The following is a 3,604-nucleotide window of genomic DNA, read 5'->3' as shown; positions in this document are numbered from 1 at the left end:
CCGGCAGTGACGACCCGCTGGGCGGGCTCGCCCGGCCCGCCCCGATCACTCAGAGAAGCGGCAGCCCCTCCAGGAGATGGGTGAGGGCGACGACCTGCCGGGGCACGTACTCGGCAATCGTCAGGCCGACGACGTCGGCCGCCCGCCCTAGATCCCTGATCACGCGGTTGGTCTGAGTCACGTTCAGGCCGCCGCGATCGTAGCCCAGTCTCAGCCGGACCTCATCGGCGTCCACGGTGTCGACATCCAGATGGACTGCTACGCGGCTGCAGCCGGTGGCCTCCAGCCACCTCAGCAGGGGCTCCGTCGAGTCGCCCAGGTCGGCCGGGCCGAAGGCGTGCAGCCCCCACGTGGCGATGTTGGGGTAGCCGTCCTCGGTCCAGGAGTGCAGGCCCGCCAGGGTCAGTCGACTCGGGGAGACAAAGGCCGCCAGCTCCTCCATCACCTCGACGTCACCAGTACCGATAATGTGGGAGACCGCCATGGCGTGGTAGCCGGGGTACTGGGCGTGCGAGGTGCCGATGTCAGGGTGGGAGTCGATCCAGACGACGGCCAGGTCGTCTCCGTAACGGGCGGCGAGCTCGGTGAAGGGGACGACGGAAACAGCGCAGTCCCCGCCCAGGGTGAGGATCCTGGGAGCGTCGTGCCGGGCGATCGCCTCGCGGGCGTCACGAATCCCGGCCAGGATCTGGGCACGCGACTCCATGCCGTTAGTGACGAGAACCTCCTCGCCAGTGGGTTCATCGCTGACGGGGACGATCTCCGTGGGACCGGCGTGCTCGGGCAGGAGCGCCGTCAGCACCCGGGTTCCCAGTGCGTAGACGCGCCGCGCCTCCCCGTAGGGCAGCTCGGGCAGCAGGTTGCGCACCGAGGTCTCTCCCGCCCCCTGCCACTGGGGCCAGATGAGGCGAAGGGTGTCGGACTGGGCGAGAGCGGTGCGTGTGTCAACCATCTCAGTGCTCCTGAGCGAGGGAGTCTCCCGGTCTTCAGTTTACGATCCCAGGCTGTACACCACCTGACTCAGTCCTATGTCTCACATGCAGAGGTGCCTGGTGGGAGCGGTCACCGTGTCAAGGACGCACTGGGCGCCGCGCCTCCACCCTGCGCAAGCTCGGCAGCGTGAGCCGGGGAGGTCGCCGACGACAACGACATAACTTACCATCCGGTTCTAGTCCAGACTCGGTAAAAATGGTGGACGGGCCCGCGCCCGTGTCCAACGCCCAGGGCCTCGGCGTGTGCGATGGCGCCGGTGAGGTAGTCCTTGGCGTCCCGCACCGCTTCCAGCCAGGTCGCCCGGCGTGGTCGCAGCGAGGCGATCGCCGAAGAGAGCGTGCATCCCGTGCCGTGGGTGTTCTGCGTGGACACCCTGCGACCGCATAGGATCTCGACGCCGTCGGCATCGGCGTAGACATCGACGGCGTCACCAGCGTCACCGCTCAGGTGACCGCCCTTGACCAGTACCCTACGCGCACCCAGATCCCTCAGGCGCTGCGCCTGGTTGCGCAGCTCACCGAGGGTCGCCGCGGGCTCCTCCCCCAGCAGGACGGCCGCCTCATAGAGGTTAGGAGTGATGAGATCGGCTTTGGCGCACAGACGGCGCACGGCACCGACCGCCTGCTCGTCGAGAAGGCGGTCCCCGGAGGTGGCCACCATGACCGGGTCGAGCACCGTATGAGTGAGTCCAGGCAGGTACTCCCCCACCGCGTCGGCCAGCTCGGCGGTGGCGAGCATCCCGATCTTCGTGGCATCGGGGACGATGTCCTCCAGCAACGTGTCCATCTGGAGACGGACGAACTCGACCGGCACGGCGTGCACACCGGCCACACCGCGCGTTGACTGGGCGGTCAACGCCGTGATGACGCTCATCGCGTAGGAGCCGAGGGCACTCATGGCCTTCATGTCGGCCTGAATGCCGGCGCCACCACTAGGATCTGAGCCGGCAATGGTCAAGGCGGTCACGGTTGCCGAACGCTGCTGGCTCATCGCCGACATCCTTCGTCCCAGGCACGGTGCAGGTCGGCGGCGACGCTCCTGGGGTCCTCGGCCGTGCAGATGGCTGATACGACGGCGGCACCGGCCAGACCACCCGCCCGGAGGGCCGGCAGGTCGCTGGCCGTGATGCCGCCGATGGCCACAGCAGGCAGATCGATCAGGGCAGCCATGCGCGCCACGCCGTTCACCCCCAGGCTCTTCGGAGCGTCGGCCTTGGTGGCGGTGGGGTGAACGACGCCGATGCCGACGTGGTCGCAGGCGCCCTGTTCCTGGGCGGTGCGCAGCTCGTCGGGAGTCGCGGCCGACAGCCCGAGGTAGGCTTCTTCCCCGACGAGACGGCGTGCGATGCGGGCGGGCAGGTCCGACTGGCCGAGGTGTACCCCGGCCACGGGCGCTCCCTGATCACGCGCCGCCAGGAAGATGTCGACGCGGTCGTTGACGATGACGGGGACCTGATCACCAATCACCTCGGCCACCTCCAGCACCTGAGTCAGGAAGAGTCCGCCGTCGGTACCCTTGGCGCGCAGCTGGACGCAGGTGACTCCGCCGTCGACAGCAGCCTCAACGGTGGCCAGGACGTCTCTGCCGCGCGAGCGGCACTGGCCCTCATCGGTGACGAGGTAAACCGACAGGTCCGGTGCGGCCCTCATGCCGGCCCTCCCCCGGCGGCGGTGGTCGCGCTGGTAGCACTGACGCTAACGTTCTGCAGGTCCTGCATCTCAAGGGCGTACAGGGCGTCGAGGAAGGCTGGTGGGAAGGATCCGGGGCCGGTTGATCGGGCCTCCGCTCGCTCGGCAGCAGCGCTGTAGACGGCATGCGCAGCGACGACGGCGCTCACGTCATCCAGGCCCTCCTTCCGCCCCGCCCCGAGAAAGGCCGCGACCACCGCACCCAGAGCGCAGCCCCCGCCGGTCATCCGGGTCAGTAGCGCGGAGCCGCCCTGAACGTGGATGACGCTCTCGCCGTCGGTGACCAGATCGACGGGCCCGGAGACGGCGACAACGCAGCCGTGGCTGCGGGCCAGGTCGCAGGCCGGATCGAGTGCCGCGGCGACGTCGTCGGCGGTCTCGACGCCCCGCCCACCGCTGCCGTCACCGGCCAGAGCCAGTATCTCCGAGGCATTGCCCCGTACGACGCTCGGTCCCCGGCCGAGGAGCTCCCGGGCTAGCGCAGTGCGGTGCGTCAGCGTGCCGATGGCCACCGGGTCGAGGACCCACGGCGTGCCCGCGTCAGCCGCCGCAGCCACGGCCTCGCGGGCGGCGTCCCGCTGCTCGGGCTGAGGCGTGCCGAGGTTGATGAGCAGCGTGGAGGCGACGCGGGCAAAAGGGCCCGCCTCTCCCGTGATGTCCACCATGGCGGGCGCCGCGCCCAGAGCCAGGAGAACGTTAGCGGTGATGTTGGTGACCACCGTGTTGGTGATGCAGGAGACCAGCGGGGCGTGGCGGCGTACCGCCTCTAGCGCCGCTGGGGTAGACATGCCCCAGTGCATGTGACATCCCTTCGTCAGTACTAGCTGGACAGGTTCGACGGGTGTGTTCTCAGCCATGTGGCACCCCGTGTCACGATCGAGACACTAGCACCGACGGCGTCGGCCCTGGAACCCTGATGGTTC

The 3,604-nt window shown here is 69.1% G+C and carries 4 protein-coding genes and 1 riboswitch; all 4 genes read right to left on the bottom strand.

All coding sequences use genetic code 11. The features are described from left to right. Positions 1 to 49 precede the first annotated feature (49 nt). On the bottom strand, positions 50 to 952 hold the full coding sequence (locus HMPREF3165_RS01015; RefSeq protein ID WP_004565043.1) for an arginase family protein: 903 nt from the start codon (positions 950 to 952) through the stop codon (positions 50 to 52). Between the two features lie 203 nt (positions 953 to 1,155). After that, positions 1,156 to 1,983, bottom strand: coding sequence for a bifunctional hydroxymethylpyrimidine kinase/phosphomethylpyrimidine kinase (gene thiD, locus HMPREF3165_RS01010; protein ID WP_004565044.1), 828 nt, complete (start codon positions 1,981 to 1,983; stop codon positions 1,156 to 1,158). After that, positions 1,980 to 2,642 (bottom strand): thiamine phosphate synthase, encoded by a 663-nt coding sequence (gene thiE / locus HMPREF3165_RS01005; RefSeq protein ID WP_004565045.1) that lies wholly within the window; start codon positions 2,640 to 2,642, stop codon positions 1,980 to 1,982. The genes thiD and thiE overlap by 4 nt, the downstream gene beginning before the upstream one ends. Continuing rightward, a complete protein-coding gene (gene thiM, locus HMPREF3165_RS01000) occupies positions 2,639 to 3,469 on the bottom strand; it encodes a hydroxyethylthiazole kinase (protein WP_004565046.1) in 831 nt (276 codons plus the stop codon). The genes thiE and thiM overlap by 4 nt, the downstream gene beginning before the upstream one ends. 1 nt (position 3,470) lies before the next feature. Then, positions 3,471 to 3,559: riboswitch (TPP riboswitch) on the bottom strand. Positions 3,560 to 3,604 lie beyond the last annotated feature (45 nt).

The sequence above is a fragment of the Actinomyces sp. HMSC08A09 genome, from assembly GCF_001807465.1.
GTDB classification, from domain to species: Bacteria; Actinomycetota; Actinomycetes; order Actinomycetales; family Actinomycetaceae; genus Actinomyces; species Actinomyces oris.
This window is presented reverse-complemented; position numbering and strand designations above follow the sequence as displayed.

Coding starts and splice junctions, on each gene's coding strand:
- thiD (WP_004565044.1), bottom strand. CDS start 1,983: ATGAGCCAGCAGCGTTCGGCAACCGTGACCGCCTTGACCATTGCCGGC.
- thiM (WP_004565046.1), bottom strand. CDS start 3,469: ATGTCTACCCCAGCGGCGCTAGAGGCGGTACGCCGCCACGCCCCGCTG.
- HMPREF3165_RS01015 (WP_004565043.1), bottom strand. CDS start 952: ATGGTTGACACACGCACCGCTCTCGCCCAGTCCGACACCCTTCGCCTC.
- thiE (WP_004565045.1), bottom strand. CDS start 2,642: ATGAGGGCCGCACCGGACCTGTCGGTTTACCTCGTCACCGATGAGGGC.